This is a genomic window from Streptomyces sp. NBC_00259, from assembly GCF_036181745.1.
GTDB classification, from domain to species: Bacteria; Actinomycetota; Actinomycetes; order Streptomycetales; family Streptomycetaceae; genus Streptomyces; species Streptomyces pratisoli.
In genome coordinates this window covers 2,972,308-2,997,776 of record NZ_CP108080.1, presented here as the reverse complement: position 1 = coordinate 2,997,776, position 25,469 = coordinate 2,972,308, and the positions used below count along the sequence as shown (strand labels likewise).

Annotated in this window: 20 protein-coding genes and 1 other RNA gene; 12 read left to right on the top strand and 9 right to left on the bottom strand. The window is 71.8% G+C overall.

From position 1 onward, the window contains the following. Positions 1 to 77: 77 nt before the first annotated feature. From OG766_RS13415 to OG766_RS13405, 3 genes are all read right to left on the bottom strand, one after another. Complete coding sequence (locus OG766_RS13415; RefSeq protein ID WP_328725417.1) at positions 78 to 1,280, bottom strand: glycosyltransferase 87 family protein; 1,203 nt, start codon at positions 1,278 to 1,280, stop codon at positions 78 to 80. A gap of 63 nt (positions 1,281 to 1,343) precedes the next feature. Further along, complete coding sequence (locus OG766_RS13410; protein WP_328727473.1) at positions 1,344 to 2,093, bottom strand: ABC transporter ATP-binding protein; 750 nt, start codon at positions 2,091 to 2,093, stop codon at positions 1,344 to 1,346. Positions 2,094 to 2,196: 103 nt separating this feature from the next. Next, positions 2,197 to 3,105 (bottom strand): ABC transporter permease, encoded by a 909-nt coding sequence (locus OG766_RS13405; RefSeq protein WP_443045489.1) that lies wholly within the window; start codon positions 3,103 to 3,105, stop codon positions 2,197 to 2,199. 128 nt (positions 3,106 to 3,233) lie between these two features. On the opposite strand from OG766_RS13405, the gene OG766_RS13400 reads away from it, so the two are divergent. Beyond that, positions 3,234 to 3,854 carry a TetR/AcrR family transcriptional regulator gene (locus OG766_RS13400; RefSeq protein ID WP_266373687.1) on the top strand — a complete coding sequence of 207 codons (621 nt, stop codon included), beginning with the start codon at positions 3,234 to 3,236 and terminating at the stop codon, positions 3,852 to 3,854. Between the two features lie 205 nt (positions 3,855 to 4,059). Beyond that, positions 4,060 to 5,592, top strand: coding sequence for a glycosyltransferase family 2 protein (locus tag OG766_RS13395; RefSeq protein WP_328725416.1), 1,533 nt, complete (start codon positions 4,060 to 4,062; stop codon positions 5,590 to 5,592). Between the two features lie 6 nt (positions 5,593 to 5,598). Here OG766_RS13395 and OG766_RS13390 read toward each other — a convergent pair whose 3' ends face one another. The 5 genes from OG766_RS13390 to OG766_RS13370 form a co-directional block, all read right to left on the bottom strand. After that, positions 5,599 to 6,579 (bottom strand): class I SAM-dependent methyltransferase, encoded by a 981-nt coding sequence (locus tag OG766_RS13390; protein WP_266373692.1) that lies wholly within the window; start codon positions 6,577 to 6,579, stop codon positions 5,599 to 5,601. 205 nt (positions 6,580 to 6,784) lie between these two features. Continuing rightward, a complete protein-coding gene (locus tag OG766_RS13385) occupies positions 6,785 to 7,666 on the bottom strand; it encodes a carbohydrate ABC transporter permease (RefSeq protein WP_266373693.1) in 882 nt (293 codons plus the stop codon). Continuing rightward, complete coding sequence (locus tag OG766_RS13380) at positions 7,663 to 9,024, bottom strand: carbohydrate ABC transporter permease (protein ID WP_266373695.1); 1,362 nt, start codon at positions 9,022 to 9,024, stop codon at positions 7,663 to 7,665. The genes OG766_RS13385 and OG766_RS13380 overlap by 4 nt, the downstream gene beginning before the upstream one ends. 7 nt (positions 9,025 to 9,031) lie before the next feature. Further along, complete coding sequence (locus tag OG766_RS13375) at positions 9,032 to 10,408, bottom strand: ABC transporter substrate-binding protein (protein ID WP_266373698.1); 1,377 nt, start codon at positions 10,406 to 10,408, stop codon at positions 9,032 to 9,034. A gap of 292 nt (positions 10,409 to 10,700) precedes the next feature. Beyond that, positions 10,701 to 14,258 (bottom strand): FHA domain-containing protein, encoded by a 3,558-nt coding sequence (locus tag OG766_RS13370; RefSeq protein ID WP_328725414.1) that lies wholly within the window; start codon positions 14,256 to 14,258, stop codon positions 10,701 to 10,703. A gap of 445 nt (positions 14,259 to 14,703) precedes the next feature. On the opposite strand from OG766_RS13370, the gene OG766_RS13365 reads away from it, so the two are divergent. The 5 genes from OG766_RS13365 (at position 14,704) to OG766_RS13345 (ending at position 20,954) form a co-directional block, all read left to right on the top strand. Continuing rightward, positions 14,704 to 16,404, top strand: coding sequence for a serine/threonine-protein kinase (locus OG766_RS13365; RefSeq protein WP_328725413.1), 1,701 nt, complete (start codon positions 14,704 to 14,706; stop codon positions 16,402 to 16,404). A 156-nt stretch (positions 16,405 to 16,560) separates the two neighbouring features. Next, complete coding sequence (locus OG766_RS13360; RefSeq protein ID WP_266373706.1) at positions 16,561 to 17,799, top strand: serine/threonine-protein kinase; 1,239 nt, start codon at positions 16,561 to 16,563, stop codon at positions 17,797 to 17,799. 94 nt (positions 17,800 to 17,893) lie between these two features. After that, positions 17,894 to 19,000 carry a peptide chain release factor 2 gene (prfB, locus tag OG766_RS13355; RefSeq protein ID WP_266373708.1) on the top strand — a complete coding sequence of 369 codons (1,107 nt, stop codon included), beginning with the start codon at positions 17,894 to 17,896 and terminating at the stop codon, positions 18,998 to 19,000. Positions 19,001 to 19,249: 249 nt separating this feature from the next. Continuing rightward, complete coding sequence (locus tag OG766_RS13350) at positions 19,250 to 19,732, top strand: hypothetical protein (RefSeq protein WP_328725412.1); 483 nt, start codon at positions 19,250 to 19,252, stop codon at positions 19,730 to 19,732. Positions 19,733 to 20,084: 352 nt separating this feature from the next. Beyond that, positions 20,085 to 20,954: a hypothetical protein gene (locus tag OG766_RS13345; RefSeq protein ID WP_328725411.1), complete on the top strand. Its 870-nt coding sequence runs from the start codon at positions 20,085 to 20,087 to the stop codon at positions 20,952 to 20,954. A gap of 99 nt (positions 20,955 to 21,053) precedes the next feature. Here OG766_RS13345 and OG766_RS13340 read toward each other — a convergent pair whose 3' ends face one another. Then, positions 21,054 to 21,245, bottom strand: coding sequence for a hypothetical protein (locus tag OG766_RS13340; RefSeq protein WP_266373714.1), 192 nt, complete (start codon positions 21,243 to 21,245; stop codon positions 21,054 to 21,056). Positions 21,246 to 21,507: 262 nt separating this feature from the next. On the opposite strand from OG766_RS13340, the gene ftsE reads away from it, so the two are divergent. The 5 genes from ftsE to ssrA all read left to right on the top strand — a co-directional run bounded on the left by ftsE (position 21,508) and on the right by ssrA (position 25,416). Next, complete coding sequence (ftsE, locus tag OG766_RS13335; protein ID WP_266373717.1) at positions 21,508 to 22,197, top strand: cell division ATP-binding protein FtsE; 690 nt, start codon at positions 21,508 to 21,510, stop codon at positions 22,195 to 22,197. A 91-nt stretch (positions 22,198 to 22,288) separates the two neighbouring features. Further along, the gene (gene ftsX, locus OG766_RS13330) at positions 22,289 to 23,206 is read left to right on the top strand and encodes a permease-like cell division protein FtsX (RefSeq protein ID WP_266373720.1); all 918 of its coding nucleotides are present in this window, start codon (positions 22,289 to 22,291) and stop codon (positions 23,204 to 23,206) included. A 68-nt stretch (positions 23,207 to 23,274) separates the two neighbouring features. Then, positions 23,275 to 24,444 carry a S41 family peptidase gene (locus OG766_RS13325; protein ID WP_328725409.1) on the top strand — a complete coding sequence of 390 codons (1,170 nt, stop codon included), beginning with the start codon at positions 23,275 to 23,277 and terminating at the stop codon, positions 24,442 to 24,444. A gap of 18 nt (positions 24,445 to 24,462) precedes the next feature. Next, complete coding sequence (gene smpB, locus OG766_RS13320) at positions 24,463 to 24,942, top strand: SsrA-binding protein SmpB (protein ID WP_266373726.1); 480 nt, start codon at positions 24,463 to 24,465, stop codon at positions 24,940 to 24,942. Between the two features lie 104 nt (positions 24,943 to 25,046). Further along, positions 25,047 to 25,416: a transfer-messenger RNA gene (ssrA, locus tag OG766_RS13315) on the top strand. Positions 25,417 to 25,469 lie beyond the last annotated feature (53 nt).

Genomic DNA, 25,469 nt, shown 5'->3' with positions numbered 1-25,469 from the left:
CGGTCGTCTCGACGACGGACGCGGCTCCGAGACGCGCGGGGGGCGCCCACCACCATGGTGGGCGCCCCCCGCCCTCGTCATGTCGTGGCCGTCCACAGCCTGCGCGCCGACAGCAGCGCCGCGGTGAGCAGCAGAGCGTTCCGTACGAGGACGACCGCGCAGCCGAGCGGGGTGACCGCGATGACGTCGTCGTACAGCAACGGGTAGGCGAGGGAACTCAAGGCCGCCGCGGGCAGCAGCAGGAGTGCGACGGGCCGCTGGCCGGTGTGCGGGGAGGTGAGGCAGACCGCGGCCAGGCCGAGCAGCCAGATCAGGTACTGCGGGCTGATGACGCGGCTGGTGACGGTGAGGAGGAGGACGGCGCAGAGCGCGGCGTCGAACGGCGTGGCCGTGGTCCAGCGTTTCGCCCGCACCCGCCACAGCAGCAGGAAGACCAGGGCGGCCGCGGTGAGCAGGAAGGACACGCCGGCCACGGCCGCCACATGGGGGCCGGTGAACTCGAAGGCGCCGTAACGGAATTCGACCCGGCCCTCCCCGCCGGACAGCCGGATCAGGGCGAGCGCGGTGCCGCCCAGTGACTCGATCTGGATGCCGCGGCCGCCCTGCTGACGCAGGAAGTCCAGCGGGTGGGAGAGGCCGAGTGAGAGGACGGCGAGCAGCGCGAGGACGGCGCCCGCCGCCGACGCCCACGCTGCCCGGGTGCTGTGGCCCCGGGGCGTGCCCAGCAGTGCGAGGGCGGGCCAGAGCTTGACCGTCGCGCCGAGTCCGGCGAGTACGCCGCCGAGCCAGGGGCGGCGGTGCAGCGAGAGGAGCGCGAGGACGGCGAGAGCGGTGACCTGGACGTCGTAGCGGGCGAACGGGATGTGCAGCAGCAGCGGCAGGCCGCCCGTCCACATCCAGACCCCGCCGCCGCGGATGCCGCCGGCCCGGGCGAGGGCCACGGTGACGGCGGCGTCGGCGAGCAGCGCCAGCGCCACGAAGGCCTGGAAGTAGGTCAGCGCCGGGACGAGAGCGGGAGCGAGGAACAACGCCCCGGCGCCGGGCGGGTACTGCCAGGTCGGGTCGTCCACCGGGAAGGTGCCCCGGGTGAGCTCCCCGTACCAGTGCGCGTAGGTGAGGTAGACCTCGCGGGAGACGCCTCCGAAGCCGATGTCGTCCCGTACGAGCAGGACGAGCATTCCGAGACGGGTCGCGGCCCAGACGGCGCCGAGAGCGAGGAGGGGGAGTACGGCGACGCGGGAGCCTGCCGTGACGAGGGTGCGGGCCTGCGGGGTCGTCATCGACCCGCACCCTAGTCTGTTTTGTGCCTCTTTCCCGCTATTTCTTCCGTTCTCTTCCGTTCGCTATTTCTTCTTGGTGAAGGCCTCGTACGCCGCCACGACGTCCCTCGCCGGACCGTCCATCCGCAGCGTCCCGGACTCCAGCCAGAGCGCGCGGTCGCAGGTCGTCGTGATCGCGGAGTTGCTGTGGCTGACCAGGAAGACCGTGCCGGCCTCCTTGCGCAGCTCGGCGATCCGCTCCTGGCTGCGCCGCTGGAACCTCGCGTCGCCCGTCGCCAGCGCTTCGTCGATGAGCAGGACGTCATGGCTCTTGGCGGCGGCGATGGAGAAGCGGAGCCGGGCCCCCATGCCGGAGGAGTAGGTCCGCATCGGCAGGGAGATGAAGTCGCCCTTCTCGTTGATCCCGGAGAAGTCGACGATCTCCTGGTAGCGCTCGCTGATCTCCTCGCGGGTCATGCCCATCGCGAGCCCGCCGAGGATCACGTTGCGCTCGCCGGTCAGATCGCCCATGAGCGCCGCGTTGACGCCGAGCAGGGAGGGCTGGCCATGGGTGTAGATCCTGCCCTTGGCCGTCGGGAGCAGGCCCGCGACCGCCTTCAGCAGGGTGGACTTGCCCGAGCCGTTGGAGCCGATCAGCCCGATCGCCTCACCCTTGTACGCGGCGAAGCTGACGCCCTTGACCGCGTGGACCTCGCGACCGCCGCCGCTCTTGTCGGACCTGCGCGACAGGATGCGGCTGAGTGCCGCCGTGGCGGCGCCGCGGCCGGTCTTCGCGCCGTTGACCTTGTAGGTGATGTGGACGTCGTCGACCACGACGGTCGGCGTCCGTTCGGTCGCTTCCGCTGTCCCGGTCCCGGTCCCGGTCCCGGTCCCGGTCGCTGTCGCTGTCGCTGTCGTCGGGATCGTTGTCGTTGTCTCAGCCACGGCCGTACTGCTCCTCCGCCTTCCAGAAGTACAGGAATCCGCCCACCCCGAAGAGCACGGCCCAGCCGAGGGCGACCGCCCACACGTGCGGCGGCAGCTGGGCCGAGGTGTAGCTGTCGATGAGCGCGAAGCGCACGAGGTCGATGTAGACGGCGACCGGGTTGCACTGCAGCGCCAGGACCACGGCGTGCGGCAGCTCCGCCTTCTTGAGCACCACCGGGATGCTCCACATCACCCCGGACACGTACATCCAGGTGCGCAGCAGGAAGGGCATCAGCTGGGCGATGTCCGGCGTGGCCGCGGCGAGGCGGGCGACGACCATCGAGATGCCCGTGCTGAAGACCGCCTGGAGCGCCAGGGCGGGGATCGCCAGCAGCCAGGACGCCTTCGGGAACTCCCCGAAGCACATCAGGATCACGACCAGTGCGCCCAGGGAGAACAGCAGCTGCTGGAGCTGTTGCAGGGCGAGGCCGATGGGAAGGGCGGCGCGCGGGAAGTGCAGGGCCCGTACGAGCCCGATGTTGCCCGAGATCGCGCGGGTGCCGGCGGTGATCGAGTTGGCCGTGAACGTCCAGATGAACACGCCCGTCACCAGGAACGGGACGAAGTCCGGGACGTGACGGGCGGTGTCGAGCAGGATCCCGAAGATGAAGTAGTAGACCGCCGCGTTCAGCAGCGGCGTCATCAGCTGCCAGACCTGGCCGAGCTTCGCCTGGCTGTACTGCGAGGTCAGCCGGGCGGTCGCGAACGCGGTGATGAAGTGGCGGCGGGACCACAGCTGTCCGACGTACGCGCCGAGGGGCGGTCGCGCTCCGCTCACGGTCAGGCCGTGGCGGGCGGCCAGCGCGCCGAGGTCTTCCACCGGCGGCGGTGTGGGCGGGGTGATCGTCTGGCTGCTCACGCTGGTCACTCGCTCGCTTTCGCCGGGGGTGGTCGATGGAACGCTGGCGTTGGGACGGACCCGTATCGTCGCTACGGGGAGAGTAGGGCGGATCTACGTCGCAACGCAACCGTCTCGTCGTCACGGGTATGCTCCTCGGCATGCCCACGGACCCCCGAACCCCACGACGCGCCCCCGCGGGAGCCGCAGTGCTCCGGGAGGACGTGACCGAAGCGATCCGCGTCGCCGTCTTCGAGGAACTGGCGGCGGTCGGTTTCGCGCGGATGTCGATCGAGGGCATCGCCCGTCGCGCCGGCGTCGGCAAGACCGCGGTCTACCGGCGTTGGAAGTCCAAGCTCTCGCTCGTCCTCGACCTGGTCTCGGCCTTCGCCGCGAAGGGCCTGCCGGCGCCCGCCACCGGTTCGCTGTACGGGGACGTCCGCGCGCTTCTCGAAGTCGCCTCGCACGCCCTGCGTCACCCCGTCGCCTCGCAGGTCATCCCCGACCTGCTGGTCGAGGCCGCCCGCCATCCGGAGATCGCGGACGCGATCAAGGCCGCCCTGCTCGACAGCCAGCAGGGCGTGGCCGCGCTCGTGGTCCGCGACGCGGTCGCCCGCGGTGAACTCCCGGAGACGGCCGACCCGGACCGCGCCCTGGACCTGATCATCGGCCCGTTGTACTGGCGGCTCGTGGTCGTGCGCAGCGGCCTGCCGAAGGGCTATCTGGACGACCTGGCGGCCTCGGCGGTGGCGGCGCTCACCCGCGACTGACGTCGGGCCGCGGCTGACGGCTGGCGGCGGACTGCGACTGGCGGCGCTCACCCGTGACCGACGGCGGCGCGGCCGACGGCGGCCGGCCGGTGCGCGTTCAGCCGGATGGGTGAACGCGCTTCACCGGTGCGTAGCCCGCGCCGGTGGAAGGTCGTTGCCGTCTCGGGCGGGCGCGGAGAGCCCGCGGGTGAGTGGAAGGCACGCCATGAGCTCATCGAGCACGGCAGGCATCCCGGTCGTTCCGTACGACCTCGATGACCCGGGCGACCCGGGCGACCCGGTCGGTGTTCCCGACGTCACCGTCGTCGTCACGGTCCGCGCGGCGGCTTCGCTGCTCATCCGGTGTCTGGACGCGCTCGCGGGCCAGACCATCGGGGAGGACCGCGTCGAGGTGTTCGTCGCCGACGACGGCGGCAGTCGGCTGCCGGAACGGTTCTCCGTCGGCCGCTCCGGCACCGTCAACCAGGCCCTGGAACGTGCCCGCGGCCGCTATCTGTTCTTCCTCGACGCGGGTGACTTCCTCGGGCGGGAGGCGCTGGCCCGGCTCGTCGACGCGGCGGACAGCCGCGGTGCCGACGTCGTCTATGCCAAGGCCGTCGGCTCGGACAGCACCGTGTTCGGGCGAACCCGGCACGGGGTGCCGCTCGGCACCCCCGGGCTGTCCTGGGAGCTGTCCAGCACCAAGCTGTTCCGGCGTGAGCCGATCGCGCGCCACGGGCTGCGGTTCGCGGAGGACATCCCGGCCGGCCTGGCGGAGCAGGCGTTCACCCTCGAAGCGCTCTTCCTGTCGCAGGGCATCTCCGTGCTGGCCGACTACGACTACCGCTTCGGCGGCGAACCGGGCGGCGGCGCGCCCAGCACCCGCACCCGACCCGGGCCCGGACCCGGGCGCGACATCGGGCCCCGCACCGGACCCGACATCGGGCCCCGCACCGTGCCCCGCACCCGACCCGGACGCGGCCTTGGGCCCTACACCGGCGAGGGCATCGGGATCGAGGACGTGTTGCGCGGGACGGCAGCGGTGATGGCCGTCACCGCCCGCTTCACGCCACCCGGCCCGCTCCGTGACGGATTCCACCACCGCCACTTCGCCGAGGAGGCCGACCTGCTGACCGGCCCCGCCCTCCTCTCGGCGTCGGAGCCGGTGCGGCGCCGCGTGTTCGCCGGACTGCGCAGACTGGTCGCCGACCATCTCAGCGACGCCGTGCTCGCCCGGCTGCGGCCGGGACTGCGGCTCCGGCTGTCCTACGTACGCGCGGGTGACCCGGCCGGGCTGGACTCGGTGATCCGCTACGAGGCCGGGCACGGCGTACCGCCGCTGCGCACCGACCTCGTCTCCGCGGACTGGCGGCGCACCGGCCCCGCCCGCCACACCCTCGTCGTCACCGCCCGCACCCCGCTGCCCGGCCTCGCGGCCCTCGACGTGGCCCCCGTCCGGCTCACGGGCTGCCCGGAGACCGGCCGCATCCTGCTGCGGCCCGCCGCGGACGGCGCCGGTACGGAGATCGAGGTACAGATCCCCGCCGACGCCTTTCCGCCCGGCCGGACAAGGGTCGGGCTGCACACCGCGCTCGTCGGCACCGAGCACCCCGCCACCGTGGCGCCCGGGGCCCCGCCCCGCCGGGCCCACGGGCTGCGGGGCCTGCGGCCGTACCGGCTGAACGTGGCCCCCGACGGCACCCGCGGACTCGTCGTCGCCGTGGCCCCGGTCGGGCTGCGCCGCACTCCCCGCCCCTAGGCGGGCCTAGCGGAACGCGCGCACCAGGGCGCGGGTCAGCAGCGGCGGCAGCAGGTCACGGACGAGCTTGCGGGTGCGCGGGGCGCGCCGTCCTCGTACCGCTCCGGCGGAGGCGGGAGCGGAGGCCGAAGCCTGCGCGGTGGCAGCGGCAGGTGCGGGGGCAGCCTCGGGAGCGGTCGCCTTCGCCTCGTGGCGGGAGCGCGGGTGCGCCGGCGCCTTCGCCTTCCTGCCGTCGATCCGGATCATGGGCGCCCCCGCCACCTCCTCGACCCCGTGCCACATGTCCGTCCGCGTCTCCAGCCAGCCGAGCAGCGTCTCGCGCACCTTCTCCGCGTCGCCCCAGGTCGCGTACATCTTGGTGCCGGTGATACAGATCGGCCGCAGCCGTACGGTCGCGACCGCGCCCCACACGGCCGCCGCGACGCCGGGGCAGTGCTCGGCCCGGAAGTCGTCGAAGACCACGATGCCCTCGGGCGTGAGGAGCTGCTCCGCGGCCTCGATGTCGCCGTGGACGTGCTCGTACAGATGCGAGGCGTCGATGTGGACGAAGCGGCAGCTGCCCGTCCGTACCCGCGAGGAGATCACCGACGTCGGCGCCTGGACGAGGGTCGGCAGCTCCTCGTGGAAGGAGAGGTAGTTGACCTCGAACGCGCGGCGGGTGAGCGTCGAGTACGAGCGGTCCATCTCGGCGCTGTTGGAGTCGTCCGGAGCGGGCGAGTCCCACAGGTCGCAGACGGTGAACTCCTCGCCCTCCCGCCGGTACGAGCCCACGAAGATCGCGCTCTTGCCCATGTACGCACCGAGTTCGAGCAGATCACCCGCGTGGCCCTGGTCGCGCTGATGGGTCAGGAACCAGTCGAAGAGCAGCTGGTCGACCGGCCGGAACCACCCCTTCACATCGTCGAACCGGGTGGGCCTGGGCAGCTCCTCCCCGGTGGGCGCCGCGGCCTCGGCGGGGGACTGCACCTGTGCACTCGTCTGCGACATCGGAGTCTTCTCTCTGGGGTCGGCGAAGGCCATGCCCCGGTCGTAGTGGCCGAAGGTGTCGGGGGGTTTGCGGTCGGGTGTGGAGCGGATGTTGCCCCGGAGGCGGCCGTGAAAGAGCCCGTACACACGACCGCGAAGTCGATCATGTGTACGGGCATCGGGTCGTGCGGACGGGCCTCGCGCCGCCGGAATGAGGCGGTCCGTGCTACTTCACGGCGCCTGCCATCACCCCGGACACGAACTGTCGCTGGAACGCGAAGAACACGGCGAGCGGGATCACCATCGACACGAACGCACCGGGTGCCAGGACGTCGATGTTGTTCCCGAACTGCCGTACCTGCTGCTGGAGCGCGACCGTGATCGGCGGCGACTGAGAGTCCGCGAAGATCAGCGCGATCAGCATGTCGTTCCAGACCCAGAGGAACTGGAAGATGCCGAGCGAGGCGATCGCCGGCCCGCCGAGCGGCAGCACGACCCGGGTGAACAGCCGGATCTCGCCCGCGCCGTCCAGCCGCGCCGCCTCCAGCAGCTCCCTGGGGATCTCCGCGAAGAAGTTCCGGAGGAGGAAGATCGCGAAGGGCAGGCCGAAGGCGACATGGAAGACCACCACACCGGCCGTCGTCTCGAAGAGCCCGATGCTCCCGAACAGCTTCGACACCGGGACGAGCGCGACCTGTACGGGTACGACGAGCAGCCCGACCACGGCCAGGAACCACCAGTCGCGGCCCGGGAACTCCATCCAGGCGAAGGCGTATCCGGCGAGCGAGCCGATCACGACGACCAGGACCGTCGCCGGCACGGTGATCGCGACCGTGGACAGCAGTGAGCCGGTGATCGTGTCGTTCTCGAGCAGCCGGGAGTAGTTCGCGGTGGTGAGCTGCGCGGGTGCGGTGAACACCTTCCACCAGCCGCTCGCGTTGATGTCGGTGGGCGAGCGCAGCGAGGACAGCAGCAGCCCGATCGTCGGCATCAGCCAGAACAGCCCGACCAGCACGAGGAGGACCCGCATCGCCCCGCCGCCGGTGCGGGCGGCGATCCGGGCCGCGAGCGACGGCTTCGCCTTCACCACGCCGTCGGACGTCGTCATCGGCGTGACTCCCTTCGCATCCGGCGGATGTTGAACGCCATCACCGGGATCACCAGGAGCAGGAGAAGGACGGCGATGGCACTGCCCACACCCAGGTCCGCGTCCGTGCCGAACGACGAGCGGTACAGCTGGAGCGCCAGGACGTTCGCGTCGTCCTGCGCCGAGCCGGGCGCGATGATGAACACCAGGTCGAAGATCTTCAGTACGTTGATCATCAGCGTGACGAGGACGACCGCGAGGACCGGCGCGAGCAGCGGAACGGTCACCTTCCGGAAGACCTGCCACTCGTTGGCACCGTCCACCCGTGCCGCTTCGAGGAGTTCACGCGGCACGGCCGCGAGGCCCGCGGCGATCAGCACCATCGCGAAGCCCGCCCACATCCACACGTAACTGCCGATGATGGCCGGGGTCACCAGCGAAGGACCCAGCCAGTCGACCCCGTTGTACGGCTCCCGGAAGTTGCTGTCGGGGAGCCGCAGCACGGCGCCGTCGGCCTCCTTCGGGAGCGAGAAGGTCCCGTCGGCGGCCGCGGTGGCCGTGGCGACCACCTTGCCGTCCTTGACCGCCTCGACCTCGAGGCCCTTGAGCCCCAGCTCCTTGGCGTCGATGGCGTTCACCGTCCCGCCGCCGCCCCGGGTGAAGTCGAGCCAGGCGGTGCCGGTGATCCGGCCGTCGTCCGGTGGTGCGGCCTTCGCCGGGCGGGCGTCGGACGGCATCGTGTCGGCCGGTACGCCGACGAGCGGCAGCTCGACCGGGCTGCCCGCCGTGACCGGCTGCTCGGTGACGAACGCCCCGCCGCCGGCCGGTTTCAGCGGATGCGCGGGCAGGGGCCGCGCCTTGGGGAAGCCCGCCGACTCGGAGAACGTGTCGTGCACCCCCACCCAGACCGCGTTGGCGACACCGCGCTCCGGGTCCTGCTCGTACACCAGCCGGAAGATGATGCCCGCGGCGAGCATCGAGATCGCCATCGGCATGAAGACGATCAGCTTGAACGCCGTGCCCCAGCGCACCCGCTCCGTCAGCACCGCGAACATCAGCCCGAGCGCCGTCGCGACGGCCGGTGCCACGACCACCCAGATCGCGTTGTTCTTGACCGCGGTGAAGATGGTGTCGTCGGTGAAGATCTCCACGTAGTTGTCGAATCCGGCGAAGCCGCTGCCGGACCGGTCGAAGAAGGACCGGTACAGCGAGTACCCGATCGGGTAGACCACGAGCGCGCCGAGCAGCACCAGTGCGGGCAGCAGAAAGCCGGCCGCCACCAGGCCCTTCGTTCCGGTCACGCTCTTGCGTACGCCCCCGGCGGCGGCGGGCGCGCTGGTGCCCTCCGCCGCTCCGGTGGACGTCTCGGGGGACGTCATGGCGGCGTCAGCTCTTGTACGCCTTGGCCGCGTCGGCCTCCAGCCGCTGCTGGGTGCCGGCGACGTCCTTCGGGTTCTTCAGGAAGTCCTGGAGCGCCTTCCACTCGCCCTTGCCGGGGGTGCCGCCGAACGACTGCGGCATCTGGTCCGACATGTCGAAGCGGAAGTCGTCGCCCGCGGCGATGAGCGCCTTGGCGATGTCGCGCTGGACGTCGTTCGGGTACGCGGCGACATCCAGGGACTTGTTCGGGGAGATGAAGCCGCCGGACTCGGCCCAGATCCTCGCCGCGTCCGGCGAGGCGAGGAAGGTCAGCAGCGCCTGTGCGCCCTTGGAGTCCTTCAGGGCCACCGCCGCGTCGCCACCGGTCACCACCGGCGGTTCGGCGCCGACCGCCGGGAACGGGAACACCTTCGCGTCCGTACCGACCTTCGCCTCGGTCTGGGCGATGTTGACGGAGACGAAGTCGCCCTCGAACACCATCGCGCCCTTGGGCTGGTCGCCGCCGGTGAAGGTCTGGGTGACGGACTTGGGGAACTCCGTCTGCAGGGCCCCGTCCGCGCCGCCCGCGATCAGATCGGGTTTGCCGAACAGCTCGGCGAGGGTCGTCAGGGCCTGCTTGACGGACGGGTCTGTCCACTTGATCTCGTGCTTGGCGAGCTGGTCGTACTTCTCCGGCCCGGCCTGCGAGAGATACACGTTCTCGAACCAGTCGGTGAGCGTCCAGCCGTCCGCGCCGCCGACCGAGACCGGAGTGACGCCGGACGCCGAGATGGTCTCCGCCGTCTTCAGGAAGTCCTTCCAGGTCTTGGGCTCGGCGACACCGGCGTTCTCGAAGACCGCCGTGTTGTACCAGACGAGGGACTTGTTGGCGGCCTTGAAGTACACGCCGTACGGGGTGCCGTCGACGGAGCCGAGGTCCTGCCAGCCCTTGCCGTAGTTCTTGGCGAGCTCGGCCTTGGCCTCCGGGCCCAGGGGCTTGGCCCACTTCTGCGCCACGGCCTGCTCGACGGCACCGACCTGGGGCAGCATCGCGACATCGGGCGGGCTGCCGCCGGCGATCTTCGTTCCGAGGAAGTTCACGATCGGGTCCTGCGCGGGAACGAACGTGACCGTCGCTCCGGTGCGCTTCTCGAACTCCTTGAGAACCTTGGTGAAGTTCTCCTGCTCGGGGCCCGTCCAGACCGCGGCCACCTCGATCTTCTGACCGTCCAGCTTCGGCAGCCGGACCGTCTGTGCGGACTCCGTGCCCTTCGTCGCGTCCGCCGCGCCTCCGTCGCCGGCCTTGCCGTCGTCGCCGCAGCCCGCGAGGGCGAGCGCGCCCAGCGCGGCGAGCGCCACGACGGTGGTGCCGCGAGCCGTACGAGCTTTGCGTGTTGTGCGCATCACTGCCCCGTCTCTTCCGCGCGTGCGGAGGGCGAAGCCGTGACGTAAGGCAACGCCGCTCCCGTCCCGTGCGATCAGGTCTACGCCCGGGGGAGGGGCGAGGCAATACCGCCTTCACTGTCAACTGGGTGATCGTGATGGGGTCGTGACGTTGCGTCAGGTACGTGGGTGGGCTCGGGGCACGGTCAGGGGCCCTGCGCTGCCGCGCCGGGGCCGCTCCGGTCGGGGGCCTGCCTTGGCGCGTCCGGTCAGGGCCCCGCCCCGGTCCCGGCGGGTCAGGGACGGGCCGGTGTCAGGGGCGCGCCGGTGTCAGGGGCGGGAGCGGGGCGGCGTCGACCGAGCGGGCGGCGCGGTCCAGGGCGCTGGCCAGCAGGGCAAGATCCGTCGGACCGTTGCCCAGCTCGCGCACGGGCCGACGGGCCGGTGGATCGCCCATCCGCTCCCACGCCAGCTCCACCACCGTGGGCCGCAGGGTCGCCGTACGCGGAATACGGCCCGTCACCCGGCCGCCCTGGAACGGCGTCACCCGGCCGTCCGGATGCCCGAGCCTGCCGCGCCCCGGGGCCGGGTCGTCCGGGCCGGCGGAGACGGGCGGCGCGTCCAGGACGACCCTCAGCCGTGCGCTGTGCGCCAGTTCCGTGTCCGCCGTGCGGTCGGGCCGGGCGGACGTGGCGACCAGATGGACACCGAGCCGCTCGCCGTCCCTGGCCACCGCCTCCAGAGCCCGGACGACGGAACCGGCCGCGGGCCGTCCCGGGCTGCCGAGCGCCGGTGCGACCAGCGCGTCGTAGTCGTCGACGAGGACGACGAGCCGTGGCAGCGGCGCGTGTGCCTCCGCCTGGGCACGCGCGGCCGCGGGGCGGAGCCTGAGCGTGCCGCCGGTCGGCGAGTCCAGATCGCCGCGGGAATCGCCCCGTGAATCGCCGCGTGGTTCGTCGCGGGAATCGCCCCGTGACTCTTGGCGGGGCGCAGGAACCGACTCCTGGCGAGGTGAGGGGAGTGAGTCCGGGCGGGACTCGGCGGGGCTCGTCGGGCGCTGCCCGACGAGCCGCTCGGAGACCTCGCGCCGTGTGTGCCGATCCGTGAAGCTCTCCCGGCCGAGCAGCTCGGCCCGCCGCTTCAGCTCCGCGCCGAGCGCCTGGGCGAACTCCCGCATCCGTACCGGGTCCGAGGCGACCAGATGCTCGGTGACATGCGGGAGTTCGGTCAGCGCCGCGAGGCCCTCTCCGCGCTCTCCGCCCGCGCCGTCGACCAGCAGCAGCCCGAGCCGGTCCGGCCGGCCTCCCGCGGCCAGCGACGCGGCGATCGCGCGGAGCAGCTCCGTACGACCGCTGCCCGCAGGGCCCTCGATCAGCAGATGCGGGCCGTCCGCGGCGAGGTCGACGGCGACCGGGCCACCCGGTCCCGCGCCCAGCACGCCCGTACCGTCCGCGGCGGACGCCCACCGGGCCATCAGCGAGGCAGGGGTGGCCCGGGCCAGACCCAGCTCGTCCAGCAGCCGAGCCGACTGCGGCAGCGGAGCCGTCACCACCCGGCCGTACGACGCGTGCGCGTCCCCGTCCGAGCGCAGCGGTGCGAGCGCCCGGCCGAACCGCTCGGCCCAGGCCGCGGACACCGCGTCGACCGCGGCGACCGTGCCATGGCCGGCGGGCTGTCCCGCCGCCGTACGCAGCAGCCGCAGCGCCGTGGCCACATCGCCGCTGAGCAGCCCGACCGCGCCGCACTCCCGGAAGGCCAGCGACGCCGCGCAGGCCTCCTCGTACGTCGCCGCCACCGGGGAGAGCGGGGAGGCGGGCGGGGTCTCGGCAAGACAGACGACATGGACACCGGCGGCAGCTCCGGCCCCGGCGAGCCGCGCCGTGGTCTCGCGCAGCGTGGCGGAACCGGGATCGCCGTCGAGGACGACGAGCGTCCGCGGCCCCGCGTACCGGGCCGCCGCCTGCTCGACCGCGCGGCGCTCGGCGCTCGGCCAGCCCGGCCCGAGCGGACCGTCGTCCAGCCGCCGGGTCAGCTCGGCGGTCCTGGCGGCCGCCTGGTCCCGGTCGTAGGCGAGGAGGAGCCGGCAGTCCTGGCCGTGCGCGGGCCGCAGATGCGGCAGCCAGCCGAGCCAGCCCCATGTGTGCTTGCGCTCCTCCAGCGGTCTGGCCCGGTCCGTGCTGATCAGCACGATCTCCAGGTCCGCGGGCGAGTGCAGCGCGGCGAGCTGCGCGACGACGGACCGGGCGAGCCCGACGAGCCGCGGTCGCGGTCCCGCGAGCCCGAGCGACCCGGCCTCGCGCAGCCCCACCGTGACGGGGACGGCGGGTGTCTCCGCCCGGTCGACCGTGCCGAGCCGGACGACGAGGGCCTCGGGATGGCCGGGCTCCCGCTCCCACAGCCGGGGCCCCGGGCCGAGCGCGGTGAGCAGTACGGTGGCGGGATCGGGCCAGGTCTCCACGGCGGGCGGCGTGGAGGCGGCCATCGGCCGTCCGCCGGCCGCCTCGGCGCCATCGGCCTCGTCCCGCCCGCCGGCGAGCCGCCGGGCCCAGGCCCCTATCCCGCGCCTGCGCCGCATACCGGCACCGCCCTGGTCGCTCCCGCTCCGTCCACCGGCCTCGCCGCCGGGGGCGCTCTGTCCACCGGGTGCCGCCGGTCGGGTGCTGCTCCGGGTCTCGTCGCTGCCGTGGGATGTGCCGCCGGGTCGGGGTGCGGGGACGCCCGGGGTCCGGCCGGGGGTGCCGGGGGCGCTCTGTCCGTCGGGTGCGACCGGGCGGGTGCCGCTCCGGGGCTCGTCGCTGCCGCCGGGCGCGCTGCGCCGGGGTGCGGGCGCGTCCAGGGTCCGGCAGGGAGTGCCGGGGGTGCTCCGGCCACCGGGCGCACCGCCCGGGTGCCCGACGCCGTGGCCCGTTCCGCTTCCGTGGGTAGTGGTGCCACGGGCCTGCTGGGCGCCGCCGGAACCCGTACCGCCGTCGGAACCCGCACCGCCGCCGGACGCAGCATGGTGGCCGGGAGCGGCCACGCCGCCGTGGCCTCCGCGGGCCTCATGGCCGTACGCGTCCGCACGGCCATGGGCCGGGGTGTCGTCGCCGGGCCGGGCGGGAGCGCCGCCGGGCGCCGTCGCACCGCGCTCGGCCGCCTCGCGCTCGCGGGCCCAGGACGGGATCCGGCCCGCCTGGCGGATGTGGTCGTCGTCGGGCTCGGGGGAGGGGCGGCGCACCCGCAGATGGCCCTCCCCGTCCGGGGTCGTCGCCGGGCGGTCGGCAAGAGCCGGAGGCGAGGTGGCCAGCCGGAGGGTCGACTCACCGATACGGAGCAGCGCGCCGGGGGCGAGCCGCACCGGCCGCGGGCCGACCTCGGCGCCGTCCAGCGTCGTGCCGTTCGTCGAGCCGAGGTCCGCCACCGTGACCGCGCCGTCCTCCGCGACCGTCACCTCACAGTGCAGCCGCGAGACATCCGGATCATCGAGCGGAACATCCGCCTCCGCCGCGCGCCCGATCCTGATACGGCCGTCGTGCAGCAGATGGACCCCGCCCGCGTCCGGACCCGCGACGACCTGGAGCTGCGTACGCGCGGCCCCCTCGGCGTCGGCCGTCTCGTCCTCGCCGGGCGCCTGGAGCGACAGCACGGCGCCGTCCACGAGCGGCGGCTCGCCCAGCGCGCACCGCTGGGCGTCGAGCCGCTCCCGGCCCGCATAGAGCACGACGGTCCCGGACGGTGGCGCGTCGGGGCCCGACACGGCCGCGGCCAGCCCGGAGGCGACCGCCGCCAGCGCCGTGCCCGCGGGGGCGGTGACGAGCACGTCGCAGGCGCGCTCGGCGCCCTGCGTGGACTGGCCGCTGCGCGGCGCGAGGACGGTCAGCCGGATCTGCATCGCCGTCAGCGGTCCCTTCTGCGCGGGGTGCCCGGCAGGGGAGCCGCCCTGTGATTCCCCCCACCCGGCAGGTCGGCACGGCCGCAGGGCTCTCCCGACCCCACAACTCCGTGCTGGAGGCATCCTCGCATCCGCCGCCGACAACGCGCCCGGGGCCCGGCAAGAAGTGATCTTGAATGGTCGGCTCTGGACGTAAAAGTTCCTGGTTGGGATCGTCACCGCCGCCCACCGCACGGCAGTTCGGCAACCATCGGCCCGCCGAGAACGTCTTACCGGCCAGTCCGGAGGTCAGCCCGGTGACCCGATCGGCGGCACTACAGTGGGTCGGACACCCGCGCGGGCCCAACCATGTACCGGAGACGGGACCACCGGGACGACCACGACGACCATCACCGGAAACGACGACCGAACGACGATCCGACACGATCAGCAGGGAGCGCATGACGTGCGGCCGGTAGGCAGCAAATACCTGCTCGAGGAGCCGCTCGGGCGCGGCGCCACGGGCACCGTCTGGCGAGCCCGCCAGCGTGAGACCGCGGGCGCCGAGGCAGCCGTGCCCGGCCAGCCCGGCGAGACCGTCGCGATCAAGGTCCTCAAGGAGGAGCTCGCGAACGACGCGGACATCGTGATGCGCTTCCTGCGCGAGCGGTCCGTCCTGCTCCGCCTCACTCACCCGAACATCGTGCGCACCCGCGACCTGGTCGTCGAGGGCGACGTCCTCGCCCTCGTCATGGATCTCGTCGACGGCCCCGACCTGCACCGCTACATCCGGGACAACGGGCCCTTCAGCCCGGTCGCGGCCTCCCTCCTCACCGCCCAGATCGCGGATGCGCTCGCCGCCAGCCACGCCGACGGCGTGGTCCACCGCGACCTCAAGCCCGCCAACGTGCTGCTGGCCGAGCGCGACGGCGAGATGCACCCGATGCTCACCGACTTCGGTATCGCGCGCCTCGCCGACTCCCCGGGCCTGACCCGTACGCACGAGTTCGTCGGCACCCCCGCCTATGTCGCGCCCGAGTCCGCCGAGGGCCGTCCGCAGACCTCGGCCGTCGATGTCTACGGCGCCGGGATCATGCTGTACGAGCTGGTCACCGGCCGTCCGCCGTTCGCCGGCGGTACCGCACTCGAAGTGCTCCACCGGCACCTCAGCGAGGAGCCCCGCCGCCCCTCGACCGTCCCCGGCCCGCTGTGGACGGTCATCGAGCGCTGTCTGCGCAAGGAGCCGAGCGACCGGCCGAGCGCCGAGAACCTCGCCCGCGGCCTGCGTGTCGTCGCCGCCGGCATCGGGGTCCACTCCACGCCCGCGCAGATCGAGGCGGCGGAGGGCGTCGGCGCGCTCCTCGCGCCCGATCCGTCGCCCGCCACCGTTCCCGGCATGCCCGGCGCGGCCGACCCCACCCAGGTGCTGCCGAGCGGCGCCACCTCGTACGGTGCGGGCGCGGGCATCGGCGGCTACGACCCGAACGCGGCGACCAGCGTGATGCAGCAGTCCGGCGGCCCCGGCCCCGGCGCCGCCGACCCGACCGCGGTCATGCCGCCCGTACCGCCGCGTCCGGACGGTCAGCCGCAGCCCGAGGGCCCGCACCCGTGGCAGTCCCAGCTGCAGGCGGCCCGCGACCGCAACGAGCAGACGCAGGTGCAGTACCTCGACCCTGGCCAGGACCCGCTGCGGCGCCGTCCGCAGCGCCGGCCGGCGCCGCAGGCTCCGTACCAGCAGCCCCACCCCCAGCAGCGTCAGCAGCCGCCGCAGGGACGCCAGCCCCAGCCGTACGCACCGCCGCAGCAGCAGCAGTACGCGCCCCAGCCGCCCCAGCGCCAGCAGTACGCCCCGCCGCAGCCGCCGCCCCAGCAGCCGGCGCCGCGTCCGCAGCGCGAGCCGCGGCAGCGGAGCGCCAACCGGATGCGGATTCCGGGTCTCGGCTGCCTCAAGGGCTGTCTCTTCACGCTGGTCCTGCTGTTCGTCGCGGGCTGGCTGGTCTGGGAGCTGACGCCGCTCCAGGACTGGATCGCCCAGGGCAAGAGCTACTGGCAGGCCATCGGCGACGCGGTGTCGAGCGTGAGCAACTGGATCTCGGAGATCGGTGGCAGCACCCCCGACCCGGGTACCGGAACCGGTGCGGGTGCCGGTACCGGCACGGGTCAGTAGGAGCCGATCGCCCACCACGGGCGATCACTCTGTCGTTATGTCGACTTCTGCGGGGGAAAAAGCCCCGCAGAAGTGACGGTTGGCGCCATCCGGGGCACGAGGCACCCCGACAGCCGCGTAGTTTGATGCGCAACGCCAGCCGCTGAGGGAGCAGTCTTGGCACGGAATATCGGCAGCCGGTACTCGGCCCACCAGATCCTGGGCCGGGGCAGCGCGGGCACTGTGTGGCTCGGAGAAGGGCCGGAAGGCCCCGTCGCCATCAAGCTGTTGCGCGAGGACCTCGCCTCCGACCAGGAACTGGTCGGACGTTTCGTCCAGGAGCGCACGGCCCTCCTCGGACTCGACCACCCCCGGGTCGTCGGCGTCCGTGACCTCGTCGTGGACGGCAACGACCTCGCCCTGGTCATGGACCTGGTCCGCGGCACCGACCTGCGCACCCGCCTCGACCGCGAGCGCCGGCTCGCCCCCGAGGCCGCCGTCGCGGTCGTCGCGGATGTCGCCGAGGGACTCGCCGCGGCCCATGCCGCCGGCGTCGTCCACCGCGACGTCAAGCCGGAGAACATCCTCCTGGACATGGAGGGCCCGCTCGGCCCCGGCGGAGCCCACCCGGCCCTGCTGACCGACTTCGGCGTCGCCAAGCTGATCGACACGCCGCGCCGCACCCGGGCCACCAAGATCATCGGTACGCCGGACTACCTGGCCCCGGAGATCGTCGAGGGCCTCCCGCCGCGCGCCGCCGTCGACATCTACGCCCTCGCGACGGTGCTGTACGAGCTGCTCGCCGGCTTCACCCCGTTCGGCGGCGGCCACCCCGGCGCCGTACTGCGCCGCCATGTCACCGAGACCGTCGTCCCGCTCCCCGGCATCCCGGACGAGCTGTGGCAGCTGATCGTCCAGTGCCTGGCCAAGGCGCCCGCGTCCCGGCTGCGCGCCTCCGAACTCGCCGCCCGGCTGCACGACCTGCTGCCGCTGCTCGCGGGGCTGCCCCCGCTCGACGTGGACGAGCCGGACGCCGGGGAGACCTCGGAGGCGTACGAGGAGCCCGAGTACGCCACGCTGCCCGAGGAACCGCGCCGCCGCGGCGCCGTCCCGCTAGTCCGCGGCTCCGCCACGGACTCCAACCGGGACACCCACACCTCCATGCGCGTCCCGGGCCCCGACGAGCTCGCGGGCGGCGCGCGCGGCACGGCCCGCGCCCCGCGCAGCCCCGGCCAGCGCCGCCCCGGCTCGGCCCGCCACAAGGCCGACGCGGTCCGCAGACGCCGCATCACGTTCGGTGTCGCGGGTCTGGTACTGGCCGCGGCGGTGGGCGTCGGCGGCTGGCTCGCGACGAGCGGCGACGACGGCTCCGTACCGCCCCAGGACTCCAAGCAGTCGGCCCCCGCACAGCCCTAGGAGCTCCCTGGGAGCCCTCCGGGCACCCCTCGGTGCCCTCCTGGTCGTCCACAGGCGCGAGGGCGTGTCGCGTGATGCCGTTACCCTTGGACGCGTGGCAGTCGTCGATGTATCCGAAGAGCTGAAGTCCCTCTCCTCGACCATGGGGTCGATCGAGGCCGTCCTGGACCTCGACAGGCTGAGGGCAGACATCGCCGTGCTCGAGGAGCAGGCGGCCGCGCCGTCCCTGTGGGACGACCCCGAGGCGGCGCAGAAGATCACCAGCAAGCTCTCGCACCTGCAGGCCGAGGTCCGCAAGGCGGAGGCGCTGCGCGGGCGGATCGACGACCTCGAAGTGCTCTTCGAGCTCGCCGAGGCCGAGGACGACCCGGACACCCGCGTCGAGGCCGAGGCCGAGCTGCAGTCCGTCCGGAAGGCGCTGGACGAGATGGAGGTCCGCACCCTCCTCTCCGGCGAGTACGACGAGCGCGAGGCGCTGGTCAACATCCGGGCCGAGGCCGGTGGCGTCGACGCCGCCGACTTCGCCGAGCAGCTCCAGCGCATGTATCTGCGCTGGGCCGAGCGGCACGGCTACGGCACGGAGATCTACGAGACGTCGTACGCGGAGGAGGCCGGCATCAAGTCGACCACCTTCGTCGTCAAGGCGCCGTACGCCTACGGCACGCTCTCGGTGGAGCAGGGCACGCACCGCCTGGTCCGCATCTCCCCCTTCGACAACCAGGGCCGTCGCCAGACGTCCTTCGCGGGCGTCGAGATCCTCCCGGTCGTCGAGCAGTCCGACCACGTCGAGATCGACGAGTCCGATCTGCGTGTGGACGTCTACCGCGCGTCGGGCCCGGGCGGCCAGGGTGTCAACACGACGGACTCCGCGGTCCGTATCACCCACGTTCCGACCGGCATCGTGGTCTCCTGCCAGAACGAGCGCTCCCAGATCCAGAACAAGGCGAGCGCGATGAACGTCCTCCAGGCGAAGCTCCTGGAGCGTCAGCGCCAGGAGGAGCGGGCCAGGATGGACGCCCTCAAGGGCGACGGCGGCAGCTCCTGGGGCAACCAGATGCGTTCGTACGTCCTCCACCCGTACCAGATGGTCAAGGACCTCCGTACGGAGTTCGAGGTCGGCAACCCGCAGTCGGTGCTGGACGGCGAGATCGACGGCTTCCTCGAGGCGGGCATCCGCTGGCGCAAGCAGCAGGAGAAGTAACCCGCATTTCGCGCACACGACGGCGCCGGGCCCTTCGGGGTCCGGCGCCGTTCGCGTGCTCGGCCCGGCGCGGTCTCAGTCGCCCAACGATCCGGCCTTCCGGGGTGAAGTGCTGGGCGAGATGCACAAGGATGCCTTTCCGGGTGGGGCGGTCGCGGTGCGAGAAAAAGCACGAAGATGCCCCAGTTGTGCGGATGGGGGTTCTCGTTGAGGCGAGACGGCGCGGTACCGACGGCCTGCGCGTTGGCCATGGCAGTCGAGGTCTCGGCGTGCACGCTGCAAGCGCCCGACCCGCCGGATTTTGGTGCCCGGTTGGAGGGCGGGGAAGTGGTGATCTCCTACCCGAGGTGCCCGTCCGAAGAGGTGGTCGGCGCCACCGTTTACGTGAGTTCCGAAGGAGAGGGGCAGGCCGACGGAGTCGACGACTTCTTCGAGACGAAGTGGAGTGCCAGGCGTCCCGCCTCCGCCGAGGTGAGGGACGGCGTGTTCTTCATAGGAAGCGCCCGGAGCTTCACGGACGTGGAGAAGCCCCTCGTCGGCCGACTGCCTGACGAGTTCTTCGTCGATGCCCAAGTGGTCGTGGATGGCCATGCCGAGGATGCGCGCGACAGTCCCATCGATCTCGCCGAGGTGCGGGGTGCTCAACTCGCCGACGATGAGTACGTGACGTGGGAGGGCAAGGTCATGACGCGCGATCAGATCGACGCCCAGAGGAAGTGCGGAGTCACGTAGGTCTCCGGTCCATGGAGGCTTTGCGGAGCGCGACGACAGCCCTTGTCGATTCGCTGACGCAAGCGGAATGCCGGGTGCCAGCTCGCTTTGTCGACAAGGGAACTGCCGCTGGTGGGGCGCCAGTTCCGGGTTTACGTCACAGTTGCATGCCCGTACCTCGGTCAACTGCCCTTATTTCGGGCATCGCACGCGCAACGACCTTGACGTGTCCGTGGAAAGTGGGAAGGCTGGCGCGCGGCATGCGTATCTATGGGGCGCGTGTGAGCAACGGGGCAAGCGGAAGCGCGACCCTCGGTGGCTGCAGCCCCGGACGCTGCACTACAGACGAATTAGCTACTGGGGGTAGCAGCAGATGACCAAGAAGACGCGTGTTCGCGTCGTGCGGATAGCCGCCAGCGCGGTGATCGTCGCCGGCGCGTCCCTGACCGCCGCGGGCGCCGCCCAGGCCGTCGGTATTGATGTTGGTGTTGGCGGCGTCAGCGCGAGCGCCGAGGTCGACGAGAACGGGGTCGATGTCGGCCTCGGGATCCGTGAGGGCGAGGACGATGGTGGCACCACCATCCTTGGCTCGACCGATGGTGGCACGACCACGGACGGCGGGACCACCACGGACGGTGGCACCACGACCGACGGCGGGACCACGACCGACGGTGGCACCACGACCGACGGCGGGACCACCACGGACGGTGGCACCACGACCGACGGTGGCACCACGACCGACGGCGGGACCACCACGGACGGTGGCACGACGACCGACGGTGGCACGACGACCGACGGCGGGACCACGACCGACGGTGGCACCACGACCGACGGTGGCACCACGACCACCGGCGGTAACGGCAACAACGGCGGCAACGGCAACGGTGGCAACACCGGCGGTAACGGCAACAACGGCAACGGCAACGGTGGCAACACCGGCGGCGACCAGGGTGGCTCCACCACCGGTGGCGCCGCGGCGACCGGCGGTTCGACCGGTGGATCGACCGGCGGCGACGCCGGTGGTTGCACCGTCGACGTCGACGGTGCCGAGTGCGCCGACAACACGGACACCGACGCCGCCGGCTCGAAGCCGGTCGAGCAGGGTCAGGCCAAGGAGGAGCTGGCTGAGACCGGCGCCGCCGAGACCACGTTCCTGCTGCTCGGTGCCGCGACGATGATCGCCGGTGGTATCGGCTTCCGGATGCTGCCGCGCCTCGTCGGCGGCGGCCGCGCCGCGGTGTGATCAGCGCGTAACAGCATGTGACAAGGGCCCGGGCTGCCTCACGGCATCCCGGGCCCTTGTGCTCCGTTCGTGCGGGAATCCAGGCCGGATCGCTCGGACCTACGCGGTCTGGTGCGCCAGCAGCGCCAGCGCCGCCACGAGGACCACCAGCAGTGCCACCAGCATCGCCGGGTTCAGGCCCGCGAAGGGGCCCTCCTGCTGCAGGCGCTCGCGATTCGCCCGGCAGACGGGACAGCGGCCCTGGGCGACCGGAGCCGCGCAGTTGGCGCACACCAGTCGGTCATAGGTCATGCGCTCTCCTCCTCCCGCGCGGCGGAGTCGCCGGCACAGTCCGTTCTCTCCGCGCAACGCTCCAGGAAACGCATCCGTTCCCGATACCACTGTGCCAGTTCTCGCGCGTTTCGGCGCGCCCCGTCGGATTACGCCCGTTCCGAGAGGCTTACGAGCCGAACGCCAATCGGACAAATTGCGCAACTCCGGGCGGCGACTGCACGCGCCATGCCCATTCGCGTAAGGTCACGCACACATACTCCCGGCCGACCGTGGTGCACCCGTGATCCGATTCGACAACGTCTCCAAGAGCTATCCCAAGCAGAACCGCCCAGCCCTGCGTGACGTCTCCCTGGAGATCGAGAAGGGGGAGTTCGTCTTCCTCGTGGGCTCGTCCGGTTCCGGCAAGTCGACCTTCCTGCGGCTGCTCCTGCGCGAGGAGCGCGCCAGCCATGGCATGGTGCACGTCCTGGGCAAGGACCTCGCGCGCCTGTCCAACTGGAAGGTGCCGCAGATGCGCCGGCAGCTCGGAACCGTCTTCCAGGACTTCCGTCTGCTGCCCAACAAGACCGTCGCCGAGAACGTGGCCTTCGCGCAGGAGGTCATCGGCAAGCCGCGCGGCGAGATCCGCAAGGCGGTTCCCCAGGTCCTCGACCTCGTCGGTCTCGGCGGCAAGGAGGACCGGATGCCCGGTGAGCTGTCCGGTGGTGAGCAGCAGCGTGTGGCGATCGCCCGTGCGTTCGTCAACCGCCCGATGCTGCTGATCGCGGACGAGCCGACCGGAAACCTCGACCCGCAGACCTCCGTCGGCATCATGAAGCTGCTGGACCGGATCAACAGGACCGGCACCACGGTGGTGATGGCGACCCACGACCAGAACATCGTCGACCAGATGCGCAAGCGCGTCATCGAGCTCGAACAGGGCCGGCTCGTACGCGACCAGGCGCGCGGCGTCTACGGCTACCAGCACTGAGCGGCCGGGCGCCGGGCGGCCGGCTCTCGGCAGCCGCCCGGCGCACAGGCAGCAGCTACAGGCAGGCACAGGAAAGGCTGAAACACTCGCCATGCGCGCCCAGTTCGTACTGTCGGAGATCGGAGTCGGTCTCCGCCGCAATCTGACGATGACCTTCGCGGTCATCGTCTCCGTGGCCCTGTCGCTCGCCCTCTTCGGTGGCGCCCTGCTCATGCGTGAACAGGTCAGCACGATGAAGGACTTCTGGTACGACAAGGTCAACGTCTCCATCTACCTCTGCAACAAGAACGACGCGGAGACGGACGACAAGTGCTCGAAGGGCGCTGTCACCGCGCAGCAGAAGGAAGAGATCGAGGCCGATCTCGGCAAGATGGACATCGTCGAGAAGGTCCATCACGAGTCGGCCGACGAGGCCTACAAGCACTACCGCGAGCAGTACAGCGACACCGCCATCGCCACGGTGATCACGCCGGACCAGATGCAGGAGTCGTTCCGGGTCAAGCTGAAGGATCCGGAGAAGTACCAGGTCGTGGCGACCGCCTTCGCCGGTCGTGACGGGGTGCAGTCCGTCCAGGACCAGCGCGGCATCCTGGAGAACCTGTTCAACATGATGCGGGGCATGAACATCGCCGCGCTCTTCATCATGGGACTCATGCTGGTCATCGCGCTGATGCTGATCGTCAACACGGTGCGCGTCTCGGCGTTCAGCCGTCGGCGTGAGACGGGCATCATGCGGCTCGTCGGCGCGTCCAGCTTCTACATCCAGATGCCGTTCATCATGGAGGCCGCCTTCGCCGGTCTGCTGGGTGGCGCGGTCGCCTGTGTGCTGCTGCTGATCGGCCGGTACTTCCTCGTCGACGGCGGTCTCGCGCTGGCAGAGAAGATGCCGTTGGTCAACTTCATCGGCTGGGACGCCGTGATAGCGGTACTTCCCCTGGTCCTGGTGATCGGGCTGCTGATGCCCTCCTTGGCCGCTTTCATCGCATTGCGCAAGTACCTGAAGGTGTGACGAGCGCCCCGGGCGCCGTACGGGTCAACAGCCCTACGGCGCCCTTCGCTTGTCCTAGAGTGGGCGCCATGTTGGGCCCCGAACCACCCATGATGTCCCGTGGACTCCGCCACGGGGCGGCCCTCACCTTGGTGTTCGCGGGCGTCCTCGCCACCGCCTCCGCCACCGGGCTGCTGCCCCGGGGGGAGGACGAGCCGGCCGCGCCCCGGGTGCGCGCGGCGGCCGCGACCGTCGACCGCGACGAGGTCGCCCGGGCCGCCGCCGAGGCCATGGCCGACGGCAAGTCCGGCGCCAAGGCGGCCGAGGAGGTCGTGAGCCGCAGCGGGGACCGCTGGGGCGCCGTGTACGACGCGAGTGAGTACGAGGAGTTCGAGCGTGCCCTCGACGGCTCGTACACGGGCGTCGGGCTGTGGGCGAAGCGCGGCGCGGACGGCCGGGCCGAGGTGTCCCGGGTGCAGCGCGGCGGGCCCGCCGACAGGGCCGGCATCCGGCCCGGCGACCAGCTGCGGACCATCGACGGCGCCGCCATAGACGGCCGCCCGGTCAGCGAGGTCGTCGCGCTGCTGCGCGGCGACGGCAAGGGCGCCACGACCGGCTCGTCCGTCGTGCTGGGGCTGCAGCGCGGCGACCGCGCCTGGAACGAGACCGTGCGCAGGGCCCGGCTCGCCACCGAGGTCGTCACCGTACGTGACCTCGCCGGCCCGGCAGTGATGATCAAGGTCGCCGCCTTCACCAAGGGCACCGGAGAGCGGGTGAGGCAGGCGGTGCAGGCGGCCCCGGCGGGCGCCGGGGTCCTGCTGGACCTGCGGGGCAACAGTGGCGGACTGGTCTCCGAGGCCGTGACCACGGCCTCCGCCTTCCTGGACGGCGGACTGGTCGCCACGTACGACGTGCGCGGGGAGCAGAAGGCCCTGTACGCACGGCCGGGCGGGGACACCGAGCGGCCCGTCGTGGCCCTGGTCGACGGCGGCACGATGAGCGCGGCCGAGCTGGTCACCGGCGCCCTCAAGGACCGTGGCCGCGCGATCACGGTGGGTGCGCGCACCTTCGGCAAGGGCTCGGTGCAGATGCCGGAGCGGCTGCCCGACGGCTCCGTGGCGGAGCTCACCGTCGGTCACTACCGCACCCCGTCGGGGCATGACGTCGACGGTCGGGGCATCACACCGGACCTCGCGGTGAGCGGGCGGGCCGAGGAACGGGCCCAGACAGTATTGAGTGGCCTCGGCACCGGGTCGTAGTGCGAAAATGGCCGCACTATGGCTAAGGAAAAAGGGCGCAAGCTGATCGCGCAGAACAAGAAGGCGCGGCACGACTACCACATCCTCGACACCTACGAGTGCGGGCTCGTGCTGATGGGCACCGAGGTGAAGTCGCTGCGCCAGGGGCGGGCGTCGCTCGCGGACGGGTTCGTCCAGATCGACGACCACGAGGCCTGGCTGCACAACGTGCACGTACCGGAGTACAGCCAGGGCACCTGGACCAACCACAGCGCCCGGCGCAAGCGGAAGCTCCTCATGCACCGGGAGGAGATCGACAAGCTGGAGTCCAAGTCCCAGGAGACCGGCCACACGATCGTGCCCCTGGCGCTGTACTTCAAGGACGGCCGGGCCAAGGTGGAGATCGCGCTCGCCAAGGGCAAGAAGGAGTACGACAAGCGTCAGACCCTGCGGGAGAAGCAGGACCGCCGCGAGACGGACCGCGCGATGTCGGCGGTCCGCCGCCGCCAGCGCGCCTGACCTGCCCCTGCGTCCGGGGTAATAGGCTGGCACGCGCGTGCGTCCGTCACGTACGATGGCACTTGCCCTCCCAGAGGGGGCACGCACGATTGAAAACACAACATGGGGATGATCGGTTTCGACAACGGCTGTCGAAGCAGGGGAAGCGTGTCGAGGAAGCGGCAATGATCTCGTAAACCATATGTCGCAACCAATAATCGCCAATACCAAGCGCGATTCCTTCGCCCTCGCTGCCTAAGTAGCGACTTGCGAAGTGTCAGCCCGGGGCTGTTCCCGACCCGGATCCTGGCATCAGCTAGGGAACTAAACCTCTAGACCCGGTCACGGGGCCTGGAGGGAAATCAAACAGTGACTGAGCCCGTCGGAGACTTGTCCGCGTGATCTCCGGGGCCGAGAAAATCGCAGCGGACTGCACACGGAGAAGCCCTGATTCCGCACCGTTGGACGCGGGTTCGATTCCCGCCATCTCCACCACCGGAGACCCCGGGGCATGCCCCGGGATCACCGAAACCCCATGTGGGCGAAGG